At 50.2% G+C, this 23725-nt stretch carries 21 protein-coding genes; 5 read left to right on the top strand and 16 right to left on the bottom strand.

All coding sequences use genetic code 11. The features are described from left to right. Positions 1–3 precede the first annotated feature (3 nt). The 3 genes from ACTJJJ_RS08395 to surE form a co-directional block, all read right to left on the bottom strand. On the bottom strand, positions 4–2325 hold the full coding sequence (locus tag ACTJJJ_RS08395; protein WP_426294133.1) for a DUF7133 domain-containing protein: 2322 nt from the start codon (positions 2323–2325) through the stop codon (positions 4–6). Positions 2326–2375: 50 nt separating this feature from the next. Beyond that, on the bottom strand, positions 2376–3674 hold the full coding sequence (locus ACTJJJ_RS08390; protein ID WP_188928654.1) for an MFS transporter: 1299 nt from the start codon (positions 3672–3674) through the stop codon (positions 2376–2378). 228 nt (positions 3675–3902) lie between these two features. Beyond that, positions 3903–4637: a 5'/3'-nucleotidase SurE gene (gene surE / locus ACTJJJ_RS08385; RefSeq protein WP_188928660.1), complete on the bottom strand. Its 735-nt coding sequence runs from the start codon at positions 4635–4637 to the stop codon at positions 3903–3905. 84 nt (positions 4638–4721) lie between these two features. Between surE and ACTJJJ_RS08380 the strand changes: the two genes are divergently transcribed. From ACTJJJ_RS08380 to ACTJJJ_RS08370, 3 genes are all read left to right on the top strand, one after another. After that, positions 4722–5624: a diacylglycerol/lipid kinase family protein gene (locus tag ACTJJJ_RS08380; RefSeq protein WP_188928662.1), complete on the top strand. Its 903-nt coding sequence runs from the start codon at positions 4722–4724 to the stop codon at positions 5622–5624. A gap of 110 nt (positions 5625–5734) precedes the next feature. Then, on the top strand, positions 5735–6739 hold the full coding sequence (locus ACTJJJ_RS08375) for an NAD(P)/FAD-dependent oxidoreductase (protein WP_426294134.1): 1005 nt from the start codon (positions 5735–5737) through the stop codon (positions 6737–6739). Between the two features lie 2 nt (positions 6740–6741). Then, the gene (locus tag ACTJJJ_RS08370) at positions 6742–7065 is read left to right on the top strand and encodes a 2Fe-2S iron-sulfur cluster-binding protein (protein WP_188928666.1); all 324 of its coding nucleotides are present in this window, start codon (positions 6742–6744) and stop codon (positions 7063–7065) included. 73 nt (positions 7066–7138) lie between these two features. Here ACTJJJ_RS08370 and ACTJJJ_RS08365 read toward each other — a convergent pair whose 3' ends face one another. Beyond that, positions 7139–7831, bottom strand: a complete 693-nt coding sequence (locus ACTJJJ_RS08365) for an SGNH/GDSL hydrolase family protein (protein WP_426294135.1) — start codon at positions 7829–7831, stop codon at positions 7139–7141. Positions 7832–7923: 92 nt separating this feature from the next. Continuing rightward, the gene (locus ACTJJJ_RS08360; protein ID WP_426294136.1) at positions 7924–8757 is read right to left on the bottom strand and encodes a maleylpyruvate isomerase N-terminal domain-containing protein; all 834 of its coding nucleotides are present in this window, start codon (positions 8755–8757) and stop codon (positions 7924–7926) included. Positions 8758–8916: 159 nt separating this feature from the next. Between ACTJJJ_RS08360 and ACTJJJ_RS08355 the strand changes: the two genes are divergently transcribed. After that, positions 8917–9645 (top strand): peptidase, encoded by a 729-nt coding sequence (locus ACTJJJ_RS08355; protein WP_188928672.1) that lies wholly within the window; start codon positions 8917–8919, stop codon positions 9643–9645. A gap of 81 nt (positions 9646–9726) precedes the next feature. Here ACTJJJ_RS08355 and ACTJJJ_RS08350 read toward each other — a convergent pair whose 3' ends face one another. From ACTJJJ_RS08350 to pdxA, 7 genes are all read right to left on the bottom strand, one after another. Beyond that, positions 9727–11109: a M28 family peptidase gene (locus ACTJJJ_RS08350; protein WP_426294137.1), complete on the bottom strand. Its 1383-nt coding sequence runs from the start codon at positions 11107–11109 to the stop codon at positions 9727–9729. Positions 11110–11146: 37 nt separating this feature from the next. Beyond that, positions 11147–13468, bottom strand: coding sequence for an efflux RND transporter permease subunit (locus ACTJJJ_RS08345; RefSeq protein WP_188928676.1), 2322 nt, complete (start codon positions 13466–13468; stop codon positions 11147–11149). Between the two features lie 71 nt (positions 13469–13539). Next, on the bottom strand, positions 13540–14724 hold the full coding sequence (locus ACTJJJ_RS08340; RefSeq protein ID WP_426294138.1) for a class I SAM-dependent methyltransferase: 1185 nt from the start codon (positions 14722–14724) through the stop codon (positions 13540–13542). A 71-nt stretch (positions 14725–14795) separates the two neighbouring features. Then, complete coding sequence (locus ACTJJJ_RS08335) at positions 14796–16598, bottom strand: tetratricopeptide repeat-containing sensor histidine kinase (RefSeq protein WP_426294139.1); 1803 nt, start codon at positions 16596–16598, stop codon at positions 14796–14798. A gap of 69 nt (positions 16599–16667) precedes the next feature. Then, on the bottom strand, positions 16668–17291 hold the full coding sequence (locus ACTJJJ_RS08330; protein WP_426294140.1) for a DNA-3-methyladenine glycosylase: 624 nt from the start codon (positions 17289–17291) through the stop codon (positions 16668–16670). Beyond that, positions 17291–18178 (bottom strand): YicC/YloC family endoribonuclease, encoded by an 888-nt coding sequence (locus ACTJJJ_RS08325; protein WP_188928682.1) that lies wholly within the window; start codon positions 18176–18178, stop codon positions 17291–17293. The genes ACTJJJ_RS08330 and ACTJJJ_RS08325 overlap by 1 nt, the downstream gene beginning before the upstream one ends. 196 nt (positions 18179–18374) lie before the next feature. Continuing rightward, positions 18375–19481 (bottom strand): 4-hydroxythreonine-4-phosphate dehydrogenase PdxA, encoded by a 1107-nt coding sequence (pdxA, locus tag ACTJJJ_RS08320; RefSeq protein ID WP_188928683.1) that lies wholly within the window; start codon positions 19479–19481, stop codon positions 18375–18377. Positions 19482–19489: 8 nt separating this feature from the next. On the opposite strand from pdxA, the gene ACTJJJ_RS08315 reads away from it, so the two are divergent. Then, positions 19490–20503: a 2-hydroxyacid dehydrogenase gene (locus tag ACTJJJ_RS08315; RefSeq protein ID WP_188928685.1), complete on the top strand. Its 1014-nt coding sequence runs from the start codon at positions 19490–19492 to the stop codon at positions 20501–20503. Between the two features lie 60 nt (positions 20504–20563). Here the strand turns inward: ACTJJJ_RS08315 and ACTJJJ_RS08310 are convergent, their stop codons facing one another. The 4 genes from ACTJJJ_RS08310 to trpS are packed head-to-tail and all read right to left on the bottom strand — an operon-like array spanning position 20564 to position 23701. Then, positions 20564–21130, bottom strand: a complete 567-nt coding sequence (locus ACTJJJ_RS08310) for a 50S ribosomal protein L25/general stress protein Ctc (RefSeq protein WP_188928687.1) — start codon at positions 21128–21130, stop codon at positions 20564–20566. Positions 21131–21165: 35 nt separating this feature from the next. Continuing rightward, positions 21166–22110 carry a ribose-phosphate pyrophosphokinase gene (locus ACTJJJ_RS08305; RefSeq protein WP_188928690.1) on the bottom strand — a complete coding sequence of 315 codons (945 nt, stop codon included), beginning with the start codon at positions 22108–22110 and terminating at the stop codon, positions 21166–21168. A 38-nt stretch (positions 22111–22148) separates the two neighbouring features. Continuing rightward, positions 22149–22727, bottom strand: a complete 579-nt coding sequence (locus ACTJJJ_RS08300; protein WP_426294141.1) for a phosphatase PAP2 family protein — start codon at positions 22725–22727, stop codon at positions 22149–22151. Beyond that, positions 22724–23701: a tryptophan--tRNA ligase gene (gene trpS / locus ACTJJJ_RS08295; protein WP_188928694.1), complete on the bottom strand. Its 978-nt coding sequence runs from the start codon at positions 23699–23701 to the stop codon at positions 22724–22726. The genes ACTJJJ_RS08300 and trpS overlap by 4 nt, the downstream gene beginning before the upstream one ends. Positions 23702–23725 lie beyond the last annotated feature (24 nt).

The raw sequence follows: 23725 nt of genomic DNA, 5'->3' as shown, positions 1-23725 counted from the left end.
CCATCAAATGCCGTTCAGCTCCGCTTCGGTAAATGACTTCTCGCGGCCGGTGAGCTTGGTGCGGACTTTGGTTACTTCTTCGGTGGTAACCTTGTCGGCATTGTTGCGCCAGGAGCGGCGGATGAAGCTTAATAGCTGGGCGATGTCTTCGTTGGGCATGTCCTTGTCGTAGCCGATCCCGGGCATGTCGCCGCTTACTTCGGGGGTCTGGTACACGTGGCCATTTACCTTCACCGGGCCAGTGAGGCCGAAAAGGACAATGGAAATGAGTTTATCCTTGCTACCCGTTACCCATTCCGACTGGTTCAATGGCGGTGCGAGCGATTTCACGCCACCGCCGTCGGCACCATGGCAGGTTTGGCATACGGAAGTGAATAGTGCTTCGCCTTTGGGAAACTCTTTTTTCAGCATTTCAGGGTTGCGGTTGCCCTGAGCGCTGCGGATAGCGGTTACCACACGGCTAAGCTGCTTATTGATTACCGCATTCTGGTCGGATACCGAGGCCGAAATAGCGCCCTGGAAGAGCTCTTCCTGATCCTGTAAGTTGCTGATCACCGCATCGGAGACGTAGCGGTTGTTGGGGTATTTGATCGCCAGCTTGTTCAGCAGCCCGCGGGATGCATTCTGGTCAAATTTTTCGATGCTCTTGCACAGCAGTGCAACGTAAGGCGCAGCGAGCGTATCTCCCGAATCGACGATGCCGTCAAATGCAGTTGCAAACTGCTGGTAAGTGCCAGGCGTGATCACCGCCGCAGACGCGTAAAGTCCCTGCGCACGGAAAGTCCAGGCCGATTGCCGGATCCAGCTTAATGCCTCTTCGGGTTTTAGGGAATTCAGGCCTTCAAGGGTCCACAACGCGTGGATCGCCAGCAATGGATCGGCTGTTTGTTTTACAGCTTCTCTAAGGGCTGGTACGGTTTGGTTGTATTTTCCGTCGATCAGTTTTTGTTGCGCCCGGTCGCGTACCCAGCCGTTGGGGTGGCCTAGCAGTTTCACCAATTCCTGCGGGCCGTCCGGAATAGTTACCGGTTTGGATTGTGAACCCTTTGGAACGATCTTGTAAATGCGGCCTGCCGAAAGGGGCTGGGTAAGGTCGCGTTTGCCGATCTGGTCTTTCAGATAGGGCGTCAGATAAGTTTTGTGCTGGATAATGCCGCGGTACATGTCGAGCACGATCATACTGCCGTCGGGGGCGTTGTAGAGGCTTACCGGGCGGAAACGCTCGTCGGTGCTGGCCAGAAACTCTTTACCCTTATAAGCAATATCGCCTTTTACAACGTAGCCTTTTTCATTCAGGAAGTTGCGTTTGATCAGGTTCGCCGAAGGCTCCGGTACGAATGCATTGAAATCGTAATTCTTGCCAAACAAATCACCACGATAAACGACAGGGCCGGCAGCGGCGGTAAATTCGTTGAGGCGCAGGCTGTCGTCGAGAACATTCTTCATATAACCACGGTTGACGCCCGGCGTAGGGTGCAGCGGGTATACCTTGTTGTTCGCCACCGACTTTTCGTTGTAGCCGGCCACACCTCTCTGGTTCTTGTTCCATGCTCCCAGACCGGCCGGGAAATAGTCGCCTAGCAGGTTTTGGGAATTGTTGTTGTAATAAAGGCGGCCATAATTGTCCTGGCAAATCCCCCATTGTCCGCGGAAATGGGTATGCTCGATCACCCACTTACCACCCACACGGCGGTAACGCTTGTCGGATTTGGCATTGTATATCCAGTTATCCATCGCGCGGAGTAAGCCGTTGGGCTGGTGCTCCACGTTGCCGCCCTCGGTGTATTTAGGATCGACGAGCGTCTTTTTAACGACCTGATCATTTTTCAGTTCATAAAACCAAAGGTTGGTTGGCTCAGCTACCAGGATACCGTTATCGATCAGACAGATTGCGCGCGGAAGCACGAGTGAGTCAATGACGACTTCACGGTCGTCGTAAACACCGTCCTTATTTTTATCGTCGAGGATCACAATGTTACCATTGCGGATATCCTCACCGGTACCGATCGTGTCGGGCATATAACCTACCATTTCCACGACCCACATTCTGGCCTTGTCGTCGAACTGCATGGCCACCGGTGCGCTCACCAGCGGCTCGGCGGCAATTAGTTTTACTTCAAAACCATCCTCGATAACCATTTTGCCAATGGTTTCAGACGCCGGTATAAATGGCGATTTGCCGGTTGTTCGGGCGGGCTTCTCTTCTTTGGCCACGCTTGTAGCGGCAGAGGATGCAGTTTGCTGGCTGGTTTGTTTATTGGTTTTACAATACACCAATAAGGACGAAACCGCCAGGATAAAAAGGGGATAACGGTACTTCTTCATCAGAATGCTATGCTGGCAATAGTTAACGGCTTTTGTAATTTTTTGGTAGATCAGTTCTTTAACGATTCTTCCACCGGTTTCATGCGGCTGGTGAGGAAATGGATGATCAGCCAGGCAATAATGTAGGCTAATCCGCAGATAATGAATAGGATATTGTAACCTGCGCCGATATTTCCCGTGCCCTTGTAATAGTCCAGCAATGCGCCCACCAGCAGCGGGAAGAAGGTGGATCCAAGCGAACCGGCCATCCCTCCGATGCCTACGACGGAGCTTACTGCCCGTTTTGGAAAAATATCGGATACGATTGTGAAAATATTGGCGCTCCATGCCTGGTGGGCGGCGGTAGCGATGGCGATAATACCCACCACCGTCCATATATCCGTAGCGAATTGGGCCAGGATGATCGGCATTACGGCGAAAGCCATCACCAGCAATGTCGTTTTACGTGCTCTGAGAGGTGTCCAGCCTTTCTTGATCAGGTAGGATGACAAATACCCTCCTCCGATGCTGCCGAACGTCGTAGCGGTGTAAACGATCGCCAGATGCAGACTAGGTTTCTTCAAATCCAATGCGAATGTGGTCGCAAAATAGGAGGGTAGCCAGAAGAGGAAAAACCACCACACGGGGTCTGTCAGAAATTTACCTACAATAAAAACCCAGGTCTGAGGCAATGTAACGAGCTTGGTCCAGTGAATGGGCTGCTGGTGCTCGCCGTCGCCGGCTTCGTTGTCGCTGTGGATGAACGCATATTCTTCGGCCTGAACCTTTTTGTGGCGCGACGGGATTTCGTACATCAACCACCAGAATATCAGCCAGATGAAGCCAAGCGCACCGGTGATCAGGAACGCACCTTGCCAGCTGTAAGTGGCTAACAACCAGGGTACTAGAATAGGTGCAGCCACGGCACCGATACTTGTTCCGGAATTGAAGATACCGGTCGCCAGCGCGCGTTCGCGTTTTGGGAACCATTCGGCCGTTGCTTTTACCGCCGCAGGGAAGTTGCCCGCCTCGCCCAGCCCCAGAATTGCACGGACGGCACCAAAGCCGAAGGTGCTTTTTACAAATGCGTGCGCAACGGCCGCCACGCTCCATATAATGATAGAGACGGCATAACCAAGTTTCGAGCCGATCTTATCGATGATGTTTCCAAATACAATATAACCTGCCGCATAACAGCCCGCAAACACCATGACGATGTTGGCATAGTCGGTTTCTGTCCAGTTGAATTCTGTTTCGAGGGTCGGTTTTAGTAATCCAAGAATTTGTCTGTCGATGTAGTTGATGGTAGTTGCAAAGAAGAGTAACGCGCAAATAACCCAGCGATAATTGCCAATATTGGTTTGTTTCATGGTGGGGAATAACTGATTTCTTGGATTCAGGAATTAATGAAAATACGTCTGTCTTGGGGATAAGACGGCATTTTAGCCATTCTACCCCTTAATGTATTTGCAAAAGACTTTAACAAAAAGAATCCCGCACCAGGATGGCGCGGGATTGGGGCATTATAATAGGGAACGTCTCGTAAATAGTTTAACATAACAAACCACGCTAAAAAGTCTCGGCGCAGCGGAACCTACTTATGTAATCGGATACGCCAGCTGCGCCTTGATCAGCTCAGCTTCGTTGGTCAGGTCAAGGCGAAGCGGTGTAATGGAAACGAAATGGTTTTCAATGGCCCAGCGGTCGGTGCCTTCCTCGGCGGGTTCCAACGGCACGACGGTGAACCAGTAATGCTTGCGGCCCATGGGGTCGAGGGCGGGGACGATGTTATTGTCATAAAGCCGCACCGATTGGCGAGTCCAGCGCACGCCTTTGGGGTCGTGCGGGAAATTGACATTCACCAGGTTTAAATGTGGGTTTTTAAATAAAAGGTCCAATGCCTTTTCTACAAACGGGTCGAGCGCGTCAAAATCAGGTTCGATGTCGGTGGGCGTGCTTAACGCAATGCCTTTGATTCCGAACAGTACTGCCTGCTTAGCTGCGGCGAGTGTGCCCGAATGCCACATCGCATTCCCCAGGTTCGGCCCCAGGTTGATCCCCGAAAGTACCACGTCGGGTTTATCCCAGAGGTGTTGCCCCAATGCCACGCAATCTGCCGGCGTGCCATTCACACGGTAGGCATCGATGCCCGCAAAGTCAATAGGAGATTTTTTGTAGGAAAGTGGTCTGGATGCCGTAATCGCGTGGCCCATAGAGGATTGCTCCACATCGGGGGCCACAATTTTTACTTCTCCGAACCGTGAAGCGATTTTGGCAAGCGCCGCAAGGCCCGGGCTGTATATTCCGTCGTCGTTCGTTACCAGGATTTTCATAACGTATAGCGTTTTCAGGTGATTATTAATAAAATTATGCCTGGTATGTTTTTTATGAAATCGAAGTGTGCTACACATCCTGATATGAAAAAAACGACCCTTTTACACAACCCGACAGCCGGAGACAACGAATTTTCCAAAAAGGAACTGGTCAAACTCATCACGAAAGAAGGTTTCGAATGCGCCTATGCGTCTGTGAAGGAGGAAGGCTGGGATAACTTCGATAACGAGACCGATTTCCTGATCATAGCAGGCGGTGACGGCACCGTCCGGCGCGCTGCAAAAGCGCTGATGAGGCGAAAGCGGCTCGATAAGCAATTCCCGCTGGCTTTGCTGCCACACGGAACGGCCAACAACATCGCGACCGCATTGCAGATTGAAGGGCACCCGAAGGACATAGCGCCGCATTGGCACCATTACCGGCTGCAACCGTTCGATCTCGGCCGTGTACACGGTGTGAGCGATGACCTTTTCTTCCTGGAAGCATTCGGTTACGGCATTTTTCCGCGCCTGATGAAGGTAATGGGCAAAATCGAGAACGATATCGGCGAGACGGCCGAGGAAAAACTGAAAGCCGCCCGGGCGGTGCTGCTCGAAATTGTGCAAACTTATGAAGCCAGGCCCTGCACCATCGTTGCCGACGGCGTGGAGCATTCGGGTAACTATATTATGGTCGAGATCATGAATATTCGGTCAATAGGCCCTAATCTGGTGCTGGCGGGTAAAGCCGACCCCGGCGACGGCATGCTCGATGTGGTAATGGTCTCGGAAGAAAGCCGCAACAAATTCGAATCCTTCCTGGTCAGCCGCATCAATCATGAAGACAAGGAATTTAGTTTTTCGACCATCCGTGCCAGGAATGTGAAGGTATTTTGGGACGGAAAGGACGTCCACGCTGACGACGAGCGGCTGAAAATAGAAAAGCCCGTCGAGGTAGAGATCGAAATACTGCCTGATATGCTTCAATTTATGGTTACCGAACGCTGACTTGATAACTTTTAGTTATAGCGGATAACCTATTGTGATTGGCACCTGATGTGAATGACGACTACCTTTGAGCTATCAAAATGTTCCAAGATTCTCATTCACATTACGTTATGATTCGCACAGACATTTGCATTATCGGTGCCGGGCCGGTTGGACTTTTCGCCGTTTTCGAGGCAGGACTGCTAAAAATGCGTTGCCACCTCATCGATGCCCTGCCGGTGGTAGGCGGGCAGCTTGCCGAAATTTATCCTCAAAAACCGATTTACGATATTCCCGGTGCGCCGGCCATTATCGCGGAAGACCTGGTGAATAACCTCATGAAGCAGATCGAGGAGTTCAAGCCTGGCTTTACATTGGGTGAAAGAGTAGAAGCGCTCGAAAAGCAGGACGATGGCAGCTACATCGTCCGTACCAACGAAGGCACCGACGTGCATTGCCAGGTAGTGGTGATCGCCGCGGGGCTTGGCAGCTTCGAGCCCCGCAAACCTGCCGTGGAGCAGCTGGAATATTTCGAAGGGAAAGGGGTGCATTATATGGTGAAGAAACCGGAGCAGTTCCGGGGACGGAATGTGGTGCTGGCAGGCGGTGGCGATTCCGCGCTCGACTGGACGATCTTCCTGGCCGATATCGCTTCCCGTGTTACGCTCGTGCATAGGGGGGATACTTTCCGAGGTGCGCCCGACTCGGCCGAAAAAGTCTACGAATTGGCTGGAAAGGGTAAAATTGACCTTATTCTGCAAGCGCAAGTGAATAAGCTGGGAGGAAACGGCGTACTTAAAGAAGTGTCGATTTTGGGAAATGACAAGTCTGTCACCACCATTCCTACCGATGATTTTATTCCGCTTTTTGGCCTCAGCCCCAAACTCGGCCCCATTGCCGAATGGAAGCTGGGCGTGGAAAAGTCGGCAGTCGTGGTCGACACCTTCGATTACGCTACCAACGTCGAACGGATCTACGCCATCGGCGACATCAACACTTATCCGGGTAAGCTGAAACTGATTTTATGCGGTTTTCACGAGGCGGCCATTATGATGCAGAGCGCATTCAAGTACGTTTATCCCGATCAGAAATTAAGTTTCAAGTACACCACAGTTAACGGTGTTAATCCATTTTAGTCATGATCAATATATTCATAGAGAGTGATTTAGGTGAACGTCAGGCGCTTGAAGTACCTACCGACATGGGCTTCAATCTGATGGAGATCCTCAAAGCATACGAATACGATATCCAGGCAACCTGCGGCGGAATGGCACTCTGCGCGACCTGCCACATTGAAGTCCTCGAAGGCAAGGAAAACCTGCCGGAATCCAACGATCAGGAACTCGACACGCTCGACGCATTGCCCAATTCGGACAGTAACAGCAGGCTATCCTGCCAGCTCCGGCCGTCGGATGAAATGGATGGGCTGGTGATCCGCCTCAAAGCATTGCAGGAAGTTTGAAATAAGGTTATTAGAATTTTGGAATAATAGTACATAAACCCCCGGTGATCATACAGCGGGGGTTTTTAGTTTATCAAAAAAGCTGTTTTACCTGTGGAAGGGCTTCGTTGACCCACAAACGGTACATCTTGCCAGAGAAATGCAGCTGGTCGCCGGCAATCATCGAGGGGTCGTTCAACGCTTTCCGTGAGATGTCTGTAATGTCTATAAAAGTGATTTTGAGCTTACTACATTCGTCTTTTGCGATCGCATTGAAATCGTTTATTTCTGCGGCAATATGCTCACGGTTGCCTTCGCCCATGGCTGTAACGCCCCAATCGGGGATTGACAGGACAAATACATTTCCCGCGTCGTTGTCAGCATAGACAATCGATTTCAAAAGCAGCTGGCGAAATTCGATACGGTATTCCTCCTTGTTTCTGCCCTGGTACTGGTTGTTGACACCAATCAGGAGCGACACCAGGTCATAGGTTTGCGCTGGCGGGCTTTCTTCGAGCGCATCGAGCAAGTTGCGCGTCGTCCAGCCCGTTCTGGCGATAATTTGCGGCGCAGCGACGGGTTTTCCGTTTCTTTTCAGTTCCTCCGCCAGTATTACAGGCCAGCGTTCGTCGGTAGAGACGCTCTGCCCGATGGTGTATGAGTCACCCAGGGCCAGGTATTGCGGCCTGACACTTTCCTCAGACCCGGCGGGTACCGACGGGACGGGGCTTTCGTTGCCGCCGCACGCCAATGTGCATAGTATGATCAGAATTTGATACAGTTTCATGCCTCATATACTTGTTTCCTGGCTGTTTGGATTGAACTAAAGAAAATATCGGACCTGGAAAGCTGTATTTTTTCTATAAACATATTCGGGGCCTATGCCATCACTGCAATCAAGTTTAATGTAACGCCTGCAAGTTCTTTATTTCCAGTTAAATGTGCCATGGCTAGTGCTTCATCCGGTTTAATGGCTTTGGTGAAAAGTTTCCAGGCCGTATCGGCGTCAAGGGCTACGGAAGCTGCGGTTTCGCCTTCTTCCGTATCAGTGATGAGCCAGCCGTCTGCCGCTCTTACCAGAAACCATTCAAAAACTTCGTCGAGCTTGATTGCAATGCGTACGGCCGTGCCTATGGGCGCCTGGGTATGCCTATACGTATGTGGGAGCCCGCGAAGAAAGGTTTCGATCAGCGGGCGAAATAGCCGGGGTGTCATAATGTCCCGTTGAATATCGGGCTTATCCACGGCTTCGCGGATTTGCTGCTGATGATGCCATTTTTCGGTGTATTCGCGGGCGATATGAAACCAGTTTTTGGAAGTGGCCTCGCCGGCCCAGGAAACGGAGAAAATGGCATCTGCTTCGAGGTCTTGCTGCCGCATTATCTCCGAGTATTGCTTGCCCGTGCTTTCGAGAAGTTCGGTAAGCAGGGCGGGACTCATTCGTTTTGAGGCCTTTACCCAGTCTCCGTTCAACTGGTTTAAGTACGCTACCAGATCGTCGTAACTCTTTATCTCCCGGTCGGGTGCAGTGAAATAGCCGTCACGATACATGGAAATGACGCGGATATTGCCATCCAGCAAATGCGCCGCCACGTCGCGGACTTTCCAGAGCCGTGCTACCGTCGGCTTTTCCCACTCTTCGGGTGCGAGTGATTTGAGCAAAGTAATGAGGCATTCGTCGAGCTCGGGGAAGAGGTGAGTGGTGTGAATCATGGCGGCGGCGTGGATTTGTTTGTCCTAAATATCGTTGAAAAAGCGATTTATCGTGATGTTCAGGCTGCGATTTGGTACTTTTGGGGCTTGTTTAAGTAATTGTAGTCAAGCCCTGCGCGCCCAAATGGCCGTACCCAGGCTGATAAAAAGATTGAGAAAATGACTTATTGTTTAGGAATAAAAGTGAAAGAAGGCCTTGTTGCCCTGGCCGACACACGGATTACGGCAGGCACCAATACAACGACAAAAAAGAAGATGTATGTAACCCAGCAAGACAACTATTCGATGTTCATTATGACCAGCGGATTGAGGTCTGTGCGCGACAAAGCGGTACATTACTTTGAAGAACTGATCAATGAAGGCGTCGTTTATAATAAGCTTTATAAGGCGGTAAACGCATTTGGCGAGCAGATTAAGCGTGTAGCCGAGGAAGACAAGGCAAGCCTTGAAAGGGCTGGCCTCAAATTTAACCTCAACACCATCGTGGGCGGCCAGCTCAAAGACGATAAGGATCATAAGCTATTCCTGCTTTACTCGGAAGGCAATTGGGTGGAGCTCGATGAAGGCTCTCCCTACGTGATCATAGGCAACTCCGGCCAGGGAAAAGCCATATTGAACCGGGTATTAAATGAAAATTCGACGATGAAACAGGCGCTTAAAGCGGGATTCCTTTCATTCGATTCCACGCGCGTAAGTAATAATGATGTTGATTTCCCGATTGACGTGGTATTGTACAAAAAGGACAGCTTCGCCATCGCCGAACATCGCTATGAGCAGAAAGATATGGAAGAGATATCGAGGATTTGGGCCGAAAAACTAAAACAAGCGCTCGACGACATCCCCGAGGAATGGATGGATACTACTTTTAGCAAGATGGCCAAGGATTAAGCCTTGGACTCTGGGCAGAGATGCTGGAGCGCTGGCGTCCCCCAACCCGAGGCTTAAGCCTTGGGTTGGGGGACGTATCATCTAGAGTCCATACTTGTCGATCAGGTACAGCATTGAAGCCATAGCCGCCGCGCCGAGTTCCAGCTCCCGCTTGCTTACGGTCTCAAACTTGTCGTTGGCAGCATGGTGATAATCAAAATAGCGCTGCGTATCGGGCATAAGCCCCAACAAGACTGTGCCCTGCTGCGCCAGCGGGCCAATATCCGCCCCACCGCCGCCTGGGCCCAGCTCATGAATGCCATAAGCAGCAAAAAGCCTCGTCCACTGCTGTATTTTGGCCTTTTGTGCAGGCGTACCCACGATCCCGAACCCGCGAGGCGAAAACCCCCCATGATCAGACTCGATCGCCGCAATATGCGTTTCCCGTTTGGATTTAGCCGAATCCGCATAGGTGACACCACCTCTCATGCCATTCTCCTCGTTCATAAACATAACCGCTCGTAACGTGTTGTTGGGTTGATAACCCAATGTTTTCAAAATACGGACGGCCTCGATGGATTGCACGCAGCCAGAACCATCGTCGTGCGCGCCCTGGGCAAAATCCCACGAATCGAGGTGACCGCCTACGGCGATGAATTTGTCGGCATTTGTTTGTCCCTTTAATTCCCCGATTACATTGTGGGAAGCAGCATCGGGAAGTGTTTCACAATATTGTTCGAAGTAGAATTCTGTATCGGGATTTTCTTTTATCGTTTTGCTAAGCAGTTCTGCGCCATTGGTACTGATGGCCGCTGCGGGGATCATGGGCGCGCCGCTCGCATAGCGCATGCTGCCCGTGTGCGGGAAATCGTCGAGGCGGGTCGTCATGGATCGGGTAATAGAACCAATCGCCCCCAGCTTGGCTGCTTCACTGGCCCCTGCTGCGCGCTGTTCTACCGCACCCGCGTAGGCTTCGAATGTATTGATTTTTGTCGGATCCATCGGGCGGTTGAAGAATACGATTTTGCCTTTTACCTTGTCGCTACCCAGGTCACGAAGCTGCTGGAAGCTCCTGACTTCTATTATTTTCCCTTTTACACCGCCTTTCGGTGTGGCGACCGAGCCGCCCAGGGCTGCAATGGGTACCTCTGTTTTTTGTTTGCCGTTGATGAGCTGCGCCTTTTCCTTCGCACCGCGTACCCAATGCGGTACCAGAACATTTTGCAGAAACACATTGTCAAAATGCGCTCCTTCCATCGCCGATTTGGTATAAACGACAGCCTTGGCTGCCCCTTCCGAGCCGCTCAGCCTCGGGCCCACCTGCTGGGTAAGGTGCCTAAGCCATTCATAGGCCTTGCCTTCGGCGAGCGCCGTGTCGTAAATTTTACGGATGAAGACGGAATCGGACTGGAAGTCGGTTTGGGCCGAAACAGGCAGCGCTATCCCTGTGATTGAAAGGGATAGCGCTGTTATAAGTTTTTTCATGTGATGATAGGAGTTAAATGTAACGACGGCTAATATACTAGCTCGGTTTTACATTTTTCCCCTGCCGCTTCGCAATCGAGAGCAATAATGCAGGTAGCAGAATCAGATTCGTACACATTGCAACCAGCAAGGTGATCGACACCATCACGCCCATCGCCGCCGTGCCGCCGAAGCTGGATGCGGAAAAAATGGAGAAGCCACAGAACAGGATCACGGCCGTGTAGATCATACTCAAACCCGTACCGAAGATAGAGGCTGTCACCGCTTTGGACGCCGTAAGGCCATTCTTATAGAGTTCTTCACGGTAGCGCGTCAGAAAATACACCGTCCCGTCGGATGCGATACCGAACGTAATGCTGAAAATCAGGATCGTGGTCGGTTTGAAATAAATATCAAAGTAACCCATGATACCGGCCGTCAATGCAAGCGGGATCAGGCAGGGCAGTTTGGATAGCAGGATAATCGGGATCGAGCGGAAAAGCACCATTCCTACAATGGCTATCAGCACAATTGCGATGAGCAGGCTTTCATACAAATTGCTCAGCAGGTAATCGTTGCTTTTCAGGAATACCAGACTGTGGCCGGTAAGACTCACTTTATACTTTTCAGGACTGAAAATCGAATCCACCTTCGATCTGATGCGGTTTGTAAGCTCCTTGATGCGTTCAGAACCTACGTCGGCCATCTGGAAACTAACCCTGGTGATGCTTTTATCCTCATTCAGGAACGAGGTAAGCTGTTTTGCGGCGCCCTGCTGGCTTTGCAGGTATGGGGCCATTTTGTTCAGTTCCAGCACGCCGGGCAATGCGTAATATTTGGCATCCCCGCCGCGGTAACCCTGGTAGAGGAATTTGGATGCCTCCACAATGGATACTGGCTTCGAAAATTCGGGGAACTTGGCCATCTCGTTCTGGAATGCCTTGATCTTGTACAGCGTCCTGGCTTGGTCGGCGAAAACCCCGTTTGGTTGCCGGGTGTTGATCATCACCTCGAACGGCAGCACGCCATTGAAGTTCTTTTCAAAAAAGCGGAGATCGGTGTAAACCACATCTTTTTTAGGCAGGTCGTCGACGACGTAGCCGATGGTCTGGATTTTAGTCATTCCAAATGCCGAAACGACAATCAGTACCACCATCGCAATGTAAATCTCTTTCCGTCGGTTGTGCACCAGGTTATTCACCATCCGGAGAAAGCCGTACGCCCACTTGCCTTCCAGGTGTTTCAAATGGCGCGGCTTGGGTGTGCTCATGTAATGCAGCGTGATGGGCAGCAATACCAGACAAAGCACGTAAGTTACCATTACACTAATGGCCGCCACGACGCCAAATTCGACCAGTAGGATACTATTTGTGAAGTAAAACACACCAAAACCGATCGCCGTGGTCATGTTTGCAAGGAAGGTCGACAGCCCGATCTGCCGGATCATTTCGCTCAATGCTTCGTCCTTGTTACTGTGCGATACGAGCTCCGTCTGGTATTTGTTGATCAGGAACACGCAGTTGGGAACCCCGATCACGATCAGCAGAGGAGGAATCAGGCCGGTTAATGCGGTGATTTTGTAGTTGAATAAATGCAATATCCCTACCGAAAACACTACACCGATCAACACCACTATGATGGACAGCAGCGTGAGGCGCAATGACCGGAAAAATGCCCACAGAATGAGCAGTGTTACAAATACGGCCAGTCCCATGAAAAGCTCCATCTCGCCGGAGATTTTCTTCATATTGACCGTCCGGATGTATGGCATCCCGGAATAATGCAGATCGGTATTGTATTTGACGGCGAAAGTGTCCGCCATTTTCTCGATGTCGTCGACGATCGTCAGGCGGCGTTTCGAGTTGAGTTCCTTGTCGTTGAAGGTAATGACGATGAGCGTCGCATTGGTTTTGCTGTTGAGCACCAGTCCTTCGTAAATCGGAAGGTTGGCTATCTCCTTTTTGATGCTGTCGGCTTCCGCCTGCGTATTGGGGATATCGCGGATAACCGGCGCGAAATCGAAGCGGGTGAGGCTGTCGTTACGTGCTATTTTATAGACATTGGCAAGGGAAAGGACATTTTTGATCCCCTCTGTTTCCCTGATTTGCTGGGAAAGTTTGCACCAGTCGCGGAATTTGTTGATTTCAAAAAGCTGCGGGTCCTGCCAGCCTATCACCATTACGCTCCCGTCTTCGCCAAAAAGCTTGCGGAAGTCCTGGTATTCTTTCTCTACGGGGTCGTTGGAGGGAAGGATGCGTGCGAAATTGTAGGAGAGTTCAATTTTGCTTGCTTCGTAGGCCATGAAGACCGTCGATACTAACACGAGTGCAACCCACAAAAGCCGGTAGCGGATAATGTAAGTTGCTATTTTATTCCACATAATTAGTTATTGAGTTCACAAAAAGTTGCAAATATAGCTACGGAGACGGGAAAAGGGGCACTTTTGAGGCTTCAAATGCCCGCTAATCTTTCAAGGTGATGGTACTCAATGCCAAAGAACCGCTTCGCTTCCCGGATCTTTTCGAGCGCCGCAGCCTGTGATTTTTCGCTCCTTTTGCCCCTGGTTCCAACTATAAGAACGTTTTTTGGGGTATGGGCATCGGAAATAAATTCGAATACCTTCGTTTTGTAGCCAAAATATTCAAGCACCAGCGCGCGGATACCATCGGTCACCATTTCCGCCTGTCTTTCCAGGAAAATACCATGCCGGGTCAGGAAGCTGACGTCGTTTTCAGTCTTATGCTTCTCGATCTGCCGGCGGATTTGTTTGTGGCAGCAGGGCGCGACCACGATCAGGTCGGATTCGGCCTCAATACCTTTGAAAATGGCGTCATCGGTTGCGGTATCGCAGGCGTGCAGGGCAATGAGGATATTTGTACCCGAAGCGTCGAACTGGTCGATCGTGCCTTCGCGAAACGACAAGCCGCCGAAGCCCGCAGTTTGGGAGATCTGGTTGCATAATGTGACCAGATCATCGCGGAACTCGATGCCTGTCACCTGCGGATCCAGTTTTAATACATTTTTGAGATAATCGTACAAGGCAAATGTCAGGTAACCCTTCCCCGAACCCATATCGGCGACTTTCACACGATTACCCGGCTCTATTTCTCGGATCAGGCTGCTGAGAATATCGATATAATGGTTGATCTGCCGGAACTTGTCCTGCGCATTATGAAAGACATTGCCTTGCTGATCGGTGATTTTCAGGTCGAACAGGTAACCCTTATCTGTGGGCGAAATCAGCCGGTTTTTGTTCTTATCGTGGCTCAGAGAGGGCGCGCCCCGGCCGGCGATGGTCTTTTTTTTGAGGGTCGTTTTCCCGCTTTGGTGGGTTTCAAAAAGAATATCCGAATCGACCGTTTGCAGCGTCGCGACACGGAAGTCGCTCCCGAGCCATTGCTTCAACATTTCAATAACCTCTTCAAATGTGTGGTTTTTGGTAATATCGCGCGTTTTGTGCCGGTAGGTAAGGCTTAGTCGTGGCTCTTTCCTGATCAGGACTTTTTTGATGTAGACATTTTTCAGGCTTTCATCCGTACCGTGGTAGTTTCCGAGCGAGAGTTTGACAAATGAGCCATTGTGCAGGCTATTTTTGCTCTCGGTGATAAATTCCTGAGCTTTTTCGGTAACATTCATGAGGGTGCTTCAATCTTTTGTATAAGAAGTAACGAGCCAATGTGCCGTTACAGTCTTGATGAGCGGGAAAATCACTTGATGATCACTTTCGGGATCTCAATCGCGACACGGGTGCCGCTTTGTTCCTCGCTGTGGATTTGAATTTTACCGTGCAGACTTTCTACACGGCTCTTGATGTTTCTTAGCCCCACGCCCTGACGGTCGGGTTCGATCATTCCCGTGCCATTGTCGCTCACCGTAAGAACGATCGTTTTGAGGTTTTCGGTCAGGTCAATCGATGCTTCGTTGGCCCCCGAGTGTTTGATAATGTTATTGGTCAATTCCAGGACAATGCTGTAAAGCTCAAATTCGATCTTGTTGTTAAGCCGGCTATTCATTCCTTTCTGGTTGAAATTGAATGCGATATTCTTGTTTTCATTCAGCTTGCTGATCAGCCGCTGCAAGGCCGTGATCAAGCCGTGTTCTTCCAGTTCGGCGGGCATCAGATTGTGCGAGAGGCTCCGTACCTCCTTGTATGCGGCGCCCACCATCTGATGTACGCTTTGGTAAATCTTTTGCTCTTCTTCCGATAGCACTTTCTTATCGATACCATACAGGTACCAGTTCAGCGATGCCAATGTTCCGCCCAGGTGGTCGTGAAGTTCGGCTGCAACGCGCTTCCTTTCAATCGTCTGTCCCTCGATCAACGCCGCCTGTATCTCTGCGTTTTTCCTGCGGAGTTTTTTGTTATTAAACCAAAGGAAAATAGCGAACAGGATGACCAGGCAGGAAAAGCCGATGAGGAAACGCTGTACAGTGCGCTGTTCGCTGATTATTTTTTGCTGGATTTCGGAGTCCATCAGCTTGTTGTCGTACATGAGCTGGTACATGGTGTACTGGCGCTTGATCGTTTGGTCGTGAACCATTCGGCGCACATAGTTGACCGCCTGGCTGTAATCCAGTGCAACATCGTGCATTCCTTTCGCCTTGTAGGAGCGCGAGAGCGTTACCAGGGCCCAGTTGGTCTGCTGGGTCGAGTGGTAAATCTTTGCATAAGCTAATGCCCGTAATCCTGCCTGAATAGATTCGTCGTACTTTTTCTGATAATAGTAGATATTGCTCAGATCGTTGAGGCAGTTGAGCTCTCCGTACCGGTTGCCGATTTTCTGAAACAATGCGATGCTTTTCAGAAAATAGGTTTCCGCTTCTGCGTAGTTGCCCAAGCGTACGTGCATATAGCCATTGCTTTGCAGCACCGTAGCCCGGCCCCAGTCGGAGTTCATTTTATCGAACATCTTGTACGATTGGTTATAGAGCTTAACAGCTACATCATTCATGTTTTTTTCACGGTAGCAGTTGCCCAGGTTCTCGATGCTCAATGCCAGCGAACTATCGGCTTTCAGGCGGGTGAAAATCTGTACGGCATGTTCGTAGTTGATCCGTGAGGAGTCCCATTGTCGGTACTCGGAGTAGCTTTCTCCCAGAAAACGTTTGCCGTGGGCGGTGAACATCGGCAGGTTAAGCTGCTTCGACAGCGTGATCGTCTCGTTCGAAAGCTCTCGCAGTACGTCGTAGCTGCCATCGAGCAAGTAGTACGTACTCAGAAGGTTATAAGCGAGCAGCTTACCCTTTCCCCACTGATGTTTTTGAGAAAGCCTCAATACATTTTTAGAATAAAACATCGACTTCTCCGCATCCTGGAAAAGATATTCGGAAGCAAGTTTGTGGTATTTGAGGATCAGAAGTGTGTCTTCGGCAAAGTCTTCCTGCGGTTTGGATTCGACCACCTCTACCTTCCGGTTGGCACCCTCGTCCTGTCCGATCGGAGTACACTGGGTAGCTGAAAGAATACACCCTAACGAAAAGAGAAGAACTAGTTTGTAGAATTGATTCATATAGTACTGATCTATCGATAGTTAGGGCGTAGTGGGTTGTCGAAGGTTCGTTTAATAAGACGTGCCCCATTAACCTTTACTTACAAAAATATTGTCTTTTATGTAATATCTGTAAGGAAGCTCGCGCCCGACGTTGATCCCCACACGCGGACCGGCGACAATGGTCTCGGGGACCGATACTGGTGCTCGCAGATATAGGACGTTGCCAGAAAGCAATGTAGCATTATGCAAGTCCCGTTCGATACCCATTGCACGCACGAGTTTGCCGGGGCCGCTGCAAAGGTCTTTGAGCTTAATTTTAGCCGTCGACAGGGTATCCAGTGTCTTCCCGGGCCGGACACTCCGTCGCAGTTCCATCAATTCGATGCCTGCGGTGGGTTGCAACGCGCGGATCAGCACCGCTTCCCCGATGCCTTCCGCGTTGCTGACGATGTTGAAACACTGGTACATGCCATAAATGAGGTATACATACACCGTACCCGCGATAGCGTACATCGGCTCTGTCCGCACGGTACGCCGGTTGAATGCGTGGCAGGCGGGGTCGTCTTGTAGATAGGCTTCCGTTTCAACGATAATGCCGCTCGTGAGGCCGTCGGGGCTTTCGTGTACGAATTCGCAGCCCAGCAATTTTTGCGCTAGGGTGCGGGTATCATAGACGGAGAAGAAGGAAAGAGGAAGCTTCTCTCCGGGCATCAGATAATGTTCATCGTTTGCTCCTTAATCTTTTCGAGCTCGTCCTTCATGCGTACAACCAGATGCTGGATCGTAGCGTCGTTGGCCTTCGAGCCGATGGTGTTGATCTCCCGTCCGATTTCCTGAGCGATGAAATTGAGCTTCTTGCCGTTGCTTTCCGAGTCTTTCATCGTTTCGAGAAAATAGGTAAGGTGGTTGGCCAAACGGATCTTTTCTTCCGAAATGTCGAATTTCTCAACATAGTAGATCAGCTCTTGCTCAAAACGGTTAGGATCGAAATTATCGTCGGTTAGCAGTTCCCTGACCTGTTTTTCGAGTCGCTCGCGGACGGCCGGAATCCGGGCTTTGTCCTGTTCGGCCACCTGGTCGAGCAGATCCTGAATCGTATTGATGTATTCGACAAATTTTTCGGCGGTCATGCGGCCTTCCTGTTCACGGAAAACGGAACATTTGCGGAGCGCTTCCAGTACTGCCACCTTGATCTGCGACCAGTCGTCTTCCTTGCTGGTATCGTCTACCGTCTCGTTGTTGTAGGCATTGGGCAATTGCAGCGCGATGCGGAGCAGTTCGGTCCCGTCGGGTGCAAATCCCAACCCGGTGGCAGTATCCGTCAAATCCTGGTAATAGGCACTCACAAGTGCGCGGTTCACCGACGTCGATGCTACCGTCTTCCCTACCGGCTGGACTGAGAGGGTAAATTCAACCTTGCCGCGTTCGAGCGACTGGGTAATGAGGTTACGGATTTCTATTTCCCTTTCGGAGAAGTTGCGCGGTATGCGGCAATAAATATCCAGGAATTTGGAGTTCAATGTCTTGATTTCCACCGTGACATTGATCGATTCGGATTCGATGTTGGATACACCGTACCCGGTCATTGATTTTAACATAAGGATGTGCTTTGGTTCTGGTTAGGAACGGGTTGTTGCAATTTTTTGATTTTGACCACCGACCGCCGACCGCGGATTTGGGTTGCCTTTCGGCAACTGGCCATGAACGATGGACGATAGGCCATGTTTTCGTTGTCATTTGTTAATGCGTATCAGACTTGGACCATGGTCGGCGATCCATGGTCTAAGTCTGGCCTTAATTGAACCGCTGCTTCCCCCCCGACTTGGCCGGGTGCTGGCTTTCGGATGGTTGTGGTTTGGAGATCAATGCATTTTTTTCCATATCGGCATTGAAAATGCGGAACCTCGATATGTCGCAGGCCAGGTACAGCGCTTGAAGCAATGAACCGGGTTCTGCAAGGTTTTTTCCTGCGATGTTGTAGGCAGTTCCGTGGTCGGGCGAGGTGCGGACGGCCGAAAGTCCTGCGGTGAAATTCACACCCTCGTTGAATGCCAATGTTTTGAATGGAATAAGCCCCTGATCGTGATACATGGCGAGCACGGCATCGTACTGGCGGTAAGTGCCTGCTGCGAAGAAGCCGTCGGCGGGGAATGGGCCTACCACGAGATGGCCCTTTTCTTTGAACTGCTTGATTACCGGCTGAATGATTTCGATTTCCTCAGATCCGAGCAAACCGTTCTCGCCCGCGTGGGGGTTTAGGCCCAATACAGCTAGTTTAGGTTTTTTTATACCGAAATCCCCTTTCAATGATTGTAATATCTGCTCGATCTTGGCGGCAAGTTTTTCAGCCGTAATGTGTTCACGGACGTTTTGCAATGGCATATGGCCGGTAAGCACACCTACACGTAAGTCGCCAGCTACCATGAACATGAGCGCGTCGTCCTTTCCGAATGCCTCGGCCAGGAATTCTGTATGGCCGGGGAATTTGAAATCTTCACTCTGAATGTTGTCTTTATTGATAGGGCCGGTGACGAGTGCCTGTATTTTTCCCTCTTTCAAGTCTTCAACTGCCCGCTTTAAGGAGGCAAAGGAACCCTGGCCGGCTTCCGCGGTGATCTTTCCGGGCTCTATTTCCGTCTGATGGTCGTGCCAGCAGGTGATTACGTTGGTGAGTTTATGGTTGACCTGCTCGGGCTTCTGGATGCCGTGCAGGTTCCAGTCTTTCATTTCAAGCAGGTTGCGATATTGGTTCAATACTCTCAGGGAGCCGTAGATGATTGGTGTGCACAATTTAGATAACTGGTTCCCTTCTAATGCTTTAAGGATTACTTCCGGGCCAATGCCGTTATAATCGCCGATTGTGATCCCGATTACCGGTTTATCACTCTGTTGTTCGCTCATGTAGGTAAATGCTGTTGTATGTGTTCTCCTGCGTAATTCTGTATTACTTTTGCCGAACGGTTCAACCGGCAAGTTACAAAAAATCCTGTGCTACTATGAAAATCCTGATCGCAGACTCCATGCATACCTCACTATTCGGGATGCTGGATGAGCAAAAGTGGGAGTATGATTACCATCCTGAATACAAAAGAGAAGACATAAAAAATGCATTGCCCCGCTACGACGGGCTCGTGATCCGAAGCAAGACCTTCCTTGATCGCGAAATGCTCGAAAATGCGCGAAATCTGCGTTTTATCGCGCGCGCCGGTGCTGGTCTCGACCTCATTGACCTTGAAGTGGCCAGAGAGCGGAATATCGAAGTGTTTCATGCGGGTACAGGTAACCGCGACGCCGTCGCGGAACACGCATTAGGCATGCTGCTGGCCTTGTTTAACAACATCCTGCGCGCCGACCAGCAGGTGCGCAACGGCGTCTGGGACCGAGAAGGCAATAGGGGAGTGGAACTGATGGGTAAAACCGTCGGGCTGATCGGTTACGGAAATAATGGCTCTGCTACCGCGAAACGCCTCAGTGGTTTCGGCTGCAAAGTGCTCGCGTATGACAAGTACCGTGATCATTATGGCGACGCGTTCGCCGTGGAATCATCCATGGAAGAAATTCAGCGTGAGGCCGACATTCTCAGCCTGCATATTCCATTGACCGACATTACGCGCTACCTCGTAAATGAAGAATTTATTCGCGCTTTTACCAAGCCATTTTATTTGTTGAATTTATCCAGAGGTGAAGTCGTAAAATTAAAGGCGGTAACCGAAGCTTTGGAAAGCGGCAAAATCAAAGGTGCGTGCCTGGATGTGCTGGAAAACGAAAAGATCGCAAAGCTGACCGCCGAACAGCAGGAAGTGTTTGACGACCTGCGGGCTTCGGATCGCGTGGTGCTCACGCCGCATATCGGCGGCTGGACCCATGAAAGTTATGTCCGGATCAATGAAGTACTGGTTGAACAAATCCGAAACTGGCTATAAACAAATATGCCGACCAATGGTCGGCACGTTTGCATCTATTAGCCATGAAAAATAAAATACTTACTTACCAAGTGTACCGCGAAGCGCACGTGGGATTTCAACTGATGCGATCGGGTTGCTTGCCGCTGTCAATATAACAAAATTTTCAGCTTTCAGTGCACCAACCTTCACAGATTTTCCTAAATCCAGTTCAGTTACGTCAACATTTACATAGTCAGGGATGTTTTCCGCAAGACCTTGTACGCGCAATTTACGCAATTTTTGGTTCATTTTACCACCTTTCATAACCCCGCTTGATGTGCCTGTCAATTTAACAGGAACTTCAACTTTAATTTCCTTTCCGGGAATGATTTGCAGAAAATCCGCATGGATCAACGCATCGTTTACAGGGTGGTATTGTGTTTCCTGAAGAATCGCATTGTACTCTGTACCTTCGATGTTCAGTGTAACGTTAAAAATATCCGGTGTGAAAAGCAATTCACGGAACAACATTGTTGGTGCATAGAAATGCACTTGTTCGTCACCTCCGTACAGCACAGATGGAACATAACCTTGAGCGCGCAAGTTCTGTGATTCCACCTTGCCGAGATTCGCTCTTTTAAACCCTACAATCTCAATACTTTTCATAAGATTTTTTTACTATAAGTTAAATAAAAGAAAATTTACTGATTATTTATAAACAATGAACTAATAGATTCGTGATCGCGGATCCTGCCTATTGCCTTTGCAAAAATTTCTGCAACTGACAGTACGCGGATTTTTTCATTCTGTTGCTTAAGAGGGATAGTATCTGTTACAATCAACTCTTGCAGCACCGAATTGGCAATATTTTCATGCGCCTTGCCCGACATGATCGCGTGTGTGCTGATCGCCCGAACGGACGAAGCCCCCTTTTCCATGATAATCTCGGCTGCCTTGCAAAGCGTCCCGCCCGTATCGATCAGGTCGTCTACCAGCACTACATCCATCCCTTCCACGTCTCCGATCACCTGCATACTCGCGATTTCATTGGCACGTTTCCTGTGCTTGTCGCAAAGGATCATGTCCGCATTCAGGAATTTGGCAAAATTCCGTGCCCGGGCAGCGCCACCCACGTCAGGAGATGCGATCAGGAGGTTTTTAAGTTTCAGGGATTTGATATAGGGAACAAAAATCGAGGTTCCTTCGAGGTGGTCGACAGGCAGGTCTAGAAAGCCCTGGATCTGTCCGGCATGTAAATCTATGGTCATCACGCGGTCGACTCCTACTGCTGTGAGGAGATTGGCAACGACTTTCGCTGCGATAGCCACGCGTGGCTTATCTTTCCTGTCCTGGCGTGCGTAGCCGAAATAGGGGATCACTACCGTCACGTAATGCGCCGAAGCACGACGGGCCGCATCCACCATCAGCAGCAACTCCATCAGGTTATCGGCAGGAGGGAAGGTGGATTGGATGAGGAAAACATCGCAACCCCTGATCGACTCCTCGAAACTAGGGGACAATTCGCCGTCGCTGAATTTGCGCAACGTGTAGCCTCCCAGTTCCTTACCATAATACCTGGCAATATCTTTGGCCAAATATTCGGACTGACTCCCCGAAAATATTTTTACTGTATTGAATGAACCCATGGCCAAACTAAAATTTGCGCAAAATTAACAAAAACGAGTTAACTATGATAGTATCTTTTTAAAAAAATATAATAAAGCTGCACAAAGCTGTACCCGACGAGCAATCCAACCAGCGCTCCAACGAGAATATCAAGCGGATAATGCACACCTACATATACGCGACTATACGCATAAACGACCGCCCACAGGAACAAAAAAACCATTTGCGGCACCTTCCGGCGCAGCAAACTGAACCAGGCAATGGCCAGCGCGAAACTTGTCGACGCATGCGAAGAGGCGAAACCGTACATGCCGCCGCAATCGGTGACGTGGTGCATTACAATCCGGATCGATGGGTCATGGCAGGGCCGTAACCTTAGGAAATAGGGCTTCATTAACCCGGAAGTGATCTTGTCGGCGGCTGCAACGGCCAATACAACCGCGATGACGATCAATCCCCCCTTTTTCCAGCCTTCTGCGCGGATCGTCAGTGCGATGAGCAAAATATAGAGCGGGATCCAGGTGTATTTGTAGGTAATGCAGTTCATCACCGAATCGAGCCAGGGCGTGTGTAGGCCATTCAGCCATAAAAACAGCTCCTGATCGGCGCGGACTATGCTATGTACCGCATCCGTCATGAACTGAAGCCGAGCACTTTTCTCACCTTACCGATCGTATCCTGCGCAATTTCGCGGGCTTTCGCTTCGCCTTCCACGAGAATGCCTTCCAGCTCTTCGGTGTTTTCCATGTAATAATTGAAAATGCGGCGTGGCTCAGCGAAAACCTCCAAAAAGCACTCAAAAAGCGCCTGTTTTGCGTGCCCGTACCCATAGCCGCCATTCAGGTAATTCTGGCGCATGGTTTCCACCTCGGCCTGGCTGGCTACCAGGCTGTAAAGCTGGAATGTAATGTCGTTGTCGGGATCTTTGGGTTCTTCGAGCTGTTTCGAGTCGGAAAGGATCTTTTTCGTGATCTTTTTCAACTCGTTTTCCGGCAGGAAAATATCGATGTAATTATGATACGACTTGCTCATTTTCTGTCCGTCGAGGCCGGGGATGGTCATAATGCGCTCGTCGATTTGCGGCTCCGGCAGCACCAGAATATCCTCACCCGCCAGAATATTGAAACGGTGGGCAATGTCTTTGCTCATTTCCAGGTGCTGTTTCTGATCTTTGCCTACCGGGATAATGTTGGCATTATATAGCAGAATGTCAGCCGCTTGTAATACGGGATAGGTGAAAAGTCCCGCATTCACATCAGCCAGTTTCTCCGATTTGTCCTTAAAAGAGGTGGCATTTGCCAGCATCGGAAACGGGGTGAAGCAGTTCAGGTACCAGCTAAGCTCGGTATGCTCCTGTACCCGGGACTGGCGCCAGAATACATTTTTTTGATAATCGAATCCGAATGCGAGCCAGGTGGCTGCGATTGCGCGGACGTATTCGGCACGTTCCACGCCGTTTTTCAGCGTAGTGAGCGAATGCAGGTCGGCGATAAAGAAAAAAGATTCGTTCTGCGGATTTTTGGAGAGTTCGATCGCAGGTTTGATGGCTCCCAGGATGTTACCCAGGTGAGGTCGCCCGCTGCTTTGAATGCCTGTTAGGATTCTGGCCATTAATCGTCTTTAAATTTGATGCTA

It is taken from the genome of Dyadobacter sp. 22481, from assembly GCF_052044875.1.
GTDB classification, from domain to species: domain Bacteria; phylum Bacteroidota; class Bacteroidia; order Cytophagales; family Spirosomataceae; genus Dyadobacter; species Dyadobacter endophyticus.
Note: the sequence above shows the minus strand (reverse complement) of the source record. Positions and strands in the feature narration are given on the sequence as shown.

Bases quoted from the DNA above. Each gene is read 5' to 3' on its own strand.
- ACTJJJ_RS08390 (WP_188928654.1), bottom strand. From the start codon at position 3,674: ATGAAACAAACCAATATTGGCAATTATCGCTGGGTTATTTGCGCGTTA.
- pdxA (WP_188928683.1), bottom strand. From the start codon at position 19,481: ATGAGCGAACAACAGAGTGATAAACCGGTAATCGGGATCACAATCGGC.
- ACTJJJ_RS08330 (WP_426294140.1), bottom strand. From the start codon at position 17,291: ATGCCCGGAGAGAAGCTTCCTCTTTCCTTCTTCTCCGTCTATGATACC.
- surE (WP_188928660.1), bottom strand. From the start codon at position 4,637: ATGAAAATCCTGGTAACGAACGACGACGGAATATACAGCCCGGGCCTT.
- ACTJJJ_RS08315 (WP_188928685.1), top strand. From the start codon at position 19,490: ATGCTGTTGTATGTGTTCTCCTGCGTAATTCTGTATTACTTTTGCCGA.
- ACTJJJ_RS08355 (WP_188928672.1), top strand. From the start codon at position 8,917: ATGACTTATTGTTTAGGAATAAAAGTGAAAGAAGGCCTTGTTGCCCTG.
- ACTJJJ_RS08300 (WP_426294141.1), bottom strand. From the start codon at position 22,727: ATGACGGATGCGGTACATAGCATAGTCCGCGCCGATCAGGAGCTGTTT.
- ACTJJJ_RS08395 (WP_426294133.1), bottom strand. From the start codon at position 2,325: ATGAAGAAGTACCGTTATCCCCTTTTTATCCTGGCGGTTTCGTCCTTA.
- ACTJJJ_RS08350 (WP_426294137.1), bottom strand. From the start codon at position 11,109: ATGAAAAAACTTATAACAGCGCTATCCCTTTCAATCACAGGGATAGCG.
- ACTJJJ_RS08365 (WP_426294135.1), bottom strand. From the start codon at position 7,831: ATGAAACTGTATCAAATTCTGATCATACTATGCACATTGGCGTGCGGC.
- ACTJJJ_RS08335 (WP_426294139.1), bottom strand. From the start codon at position 16,598: ATGAATCAATTCTACAAACTAGTTCTTCTCTTTTCGTTAGGGTGTATT.
- ACTJJJ_RS08325 (WP_188928682.1), bottom strand. From the start codon at position 18,178: ATGTTAAAATCAATGACCGGGTACGGTGTATCCAACATCGAATCCGAA.
- ACTJJJ_RS08360 (WP_426294136.1), bottom strand. From the start codon at position 8,757: ATGATTCACACCACTCACCTCTTCCCCGAGCTCGACGAATGCCTCATT.
- ACTJJJ_RS08370 (WP_188928666.1), top strand. From the start codon at position 6,742: ATGATCAATATATTCATAGAGAGTGATTTAGGTGAACGTCAGGCGCTT.
- ACTJJJ_RS08310 (WP_188928687.1), bottom strand. From the start codon at position 21,130: ATGAAAAGTATTGAGATTGTAGGGTTTAAAAGAGCGAATCTCGGCAAG.
- ACTJJJ_RS08305 (WP_188928690.1), bottom strand. From the start codon at position 22,110: ATGGGTTCATTCAATACAGTAAAAATATTTTCGGGGAGTCAGTCCGAA.
- ACTJJJ_RS08380 (WP_188928662.1), top strand. From the start codon at position 4,722: ATGAAAAAAACGACCCTTTTACACAACCCGACAGCCGGAGACAACGAA.
- ACTJJJ_RS08345 (WP_188928676.1), bottom strand. From the start codon at position 13,468: ATGTGGAATAAAATAGCAACTTACATTATCCGCTACCGGCTTTTGTGG.
- ACTJJJ_RS08375 (WP_426294134.1), top strand. From the start codon at position 5,735: ATGATTCGCACAGACATTTGCATTATCGGTGCCGGGCCGGTTGGACTT.
- trpS (WP_188928694.1), bottom strand. From the start codon at position 23,701: ATGGCCAGAATCCTAACAGGCATTCAAAGCAGCGGGCGACCTCACCTG.
- ACTJJJ_RS08340 (WP_426294138.1), bottom strand. From the start codon at position 14,724: ATGAATGTTACCGAAAAAGCTCAGGAATTTATCACCGAGAGCAAAAAT.